The sequence below is a fragment of the Orenia metallireducens genome (genome assembly GCF_001693735.1).
Taxonomy (GTDB): Bacteria; Bacillota; Halanaerobiia; order Halobacteroidales; family Halobacteroidaceae; genus Orenia; species Orenia metallireducens.
In genome coordinates, this window is sequence record NZ_LWDV01000008.1 from 686,697 (window position 1) to 688,924 (window position 2,228).

Annotated in this window: 2 protein-coding genes; both read right to left on the reverse strand. The window is 26.8% G+C overall.

The window, feature by feature from the left end; translation table 11 throughout:
* Window positions 1–427 precede the first annotated feature (427 nt).
* Window positions 428–1,501, reverse strand: a complete 1,074-nt coding sequence (locus U472_RS08005; protein WP_068717223.1) for a 4Fe-4S double cluster binding domain-containing protein — start codon at window positions 1,499–1,501, stop codon at window positions 428–430.
* A 77-nt stretch (window positions 1,502–1,578) separates the two neighbouring features.
* Window positions 1,579–2,139, reverse strand: a complete 561-nt coding sequence (locus tag U472_RS08010; RefSeq protein WP_068717225.1) for a TetR/AcrR family transcriptional regulator — start codon at window positions 2,137–2,139, stop codon at window positions 1,579–1,581.
* Window positions 2,140–2,228: the final 89 nt, after the last annotated feature.

A 2,228-nucleotide genomic window follows, 5' to 3' on the forward strand; every position in this document is an offset into this window, starting at 1 on the left:
GTATCATTTAAGTAGTCCATAGTGTGCACCTTCCTGTAATTTATTTGTTTTATGGTGATTCAATTATATTACAGTTCGGTCCACTATGGGTATTTTTTATTTAGTTCAATTTTATTTTACAATGAAGCATTTTATTATTTCTTTAAAGGATAGAACTTTTATAGGATTCCCTTTAAATTTTGCTCTTTTACGAAATTTTTTTGTTGGTGTAAGTGCTGTAGATTTTGATAATATTTTTTCTATTTGTGATTAGGCGATAATAGTTTCAAAATGAACATTTTTATTATTTCTTTCTTTAAAACTTTTTAAAGCTTCATAAATTATTTTTAAAGTTTCAAATATAAATAGCAGCTCCTCTCTTAAATATCAATTTATAACTTTAAAATAAACTTAGTTGAAAATATAAATTTTAAAATAAAGCATAATTTTACCATTTTTTATTAAACTTTTCTTTAATCTTATAGTAACTGTTATCTCCTTGAGAGAATGGACATACTTTCATACAAATACTACAGCCAAGAGTTTTGTTGAATTGAGGATAACATTTATTACGATCAATACAGGTTCTGGTTTGACCAAGACTTGAAACATTTTTAATAGAAGTTTTTTTCTTAGAGTAAATTGCCTGGGTTGGGCAGGATTTTTCACATTTTCTACAAATATTACAAAAGTCTTCAATCCAGACATGTTTGCGATTATCAGTGAATTCAAATAATTTACTTCTAATAAAGATTGGTGCTATACGTTGACGCTGTCCAAATTGAGGTGTAATTAATAGCCCATTATGTCCTTGCCACCCCATTCCAGCTTTTCCTGCTAGTGGTGTTGTATTTACTAAACCACCAAGAGGATGATTACTTTGACAGGCAATTCCGTAATTTTCACGTAACCAATTAGCAATATCATTAACTGCCAATCCTAGCGAATTATATACTCTTTGTACTTCTTCACCTGCATCAAGGCTGGGGGCTTTATCTATTTTTTCTTTATCCATTTCTTGAATACAAACTATAGCATATTTAAATAAAACTGCTTTTCCCTTAAAGATTAGTTTTTCTGGCAATTCAGTAAAACCTATTATAACATTCCAGTTTTCCCAAGCATAATCTTTTAGTTTATTCCATAATTCTTTATTAGGATAGCTTTCAATTAGTTTCTTTTCTTGCTTTGTCATTTTGATATGACCATTTTTATCAAGTTGCTCAAGATATTCACTTAGATCTGTGAAACACTCTTTCTTTCCTCGAAACATAGAGGGCATATATTTAGCAATTATTTTTATCATTTTTGGGATGTTTTTTAATCCTATTCCCAAAAATTTATCCATAATTAATGAACCATATTTAGAATTGTTTTGACTAAATTGATCTGATTCAAAATACTCAAAGCCTTCTTGTTGAGAATCTTTATGAGCCATAATAACTTGTTCTGGATATTTCTTTACATGCTCAAGATATTTTTTTTCTTCTTTGCTTGTACTTACTGAAATTTTTTTGCTCATTTCTATTCCCCCTTTAGTTTAGATTGGAAACATTCATCTTATAAAGCAAGTGGTTACTTGCTTTATGCATAAAAAAATTAGGTTAGTAAGTCATCGACAAGTTTTTTTATGCAATTATTAAATTTCGGGACTGGTTTAAATGGTTTAATTATATTAATATTCATAAAGAGTCCCCAAACAGAAGAAAGAAAGTTAATTGCAAAAATTTCTGGATTATCAATAGTAATTTGTTGATTTTTATTTAAATAGTTGATTATTATTTCTTTTAGTTCATTTGAAAATTTATCTAAAGGCAGTCTTGCATCATTTATAGAAGTTTCATCATTTTTTAATTCAATCTTTATTAATGAAGAGTTATATTCAAAAATTTCATATAAAGATTGTGCAATGTTGATTAAAAAGTTTTTTGGTGTTTTTTGATATAATTCTTCTATATTTGTTATATTAGGTTTATAAACATAATGTTCAAATACTTCTTCAAATAGTTTCTGTTTAGAGTTAAAATGTCTAAATAAAGTAACTTCATTAACTTGAGCTTTTTTAGCTATCTCTTTTGTAGTTACACTATTATAACCTTTTTTTGAAAATAAATTAAGTGCTGCTTTAAGTATTAATTTTGAAGTTTTTTCTTTTGACATATAACCACCCCATGTAAGTAATTACTTACATCAAAGTATACTATACTTTTTTGCTTTTGTCAAAAAACAACTTCATTGAATAAAGTATA

Bases quoted from the DNA above. Each gene is read 5' to 3' on its own strand.
- U472_RS08005 (WP_068717223.1), bottom strand. From the start codon at position 1,501: ATGAGCAAAAAAATTTCAGTAAGTACAAGCAAAGAAGAAAAAAAATAT.
- U472_RS08010 (WP_068717225.1), bottom strand. From the start codon at position 2,139: ATGTCAAAAGAAAAAACTTCAAAATTAATACTTAAAGCAGCACTTAAT.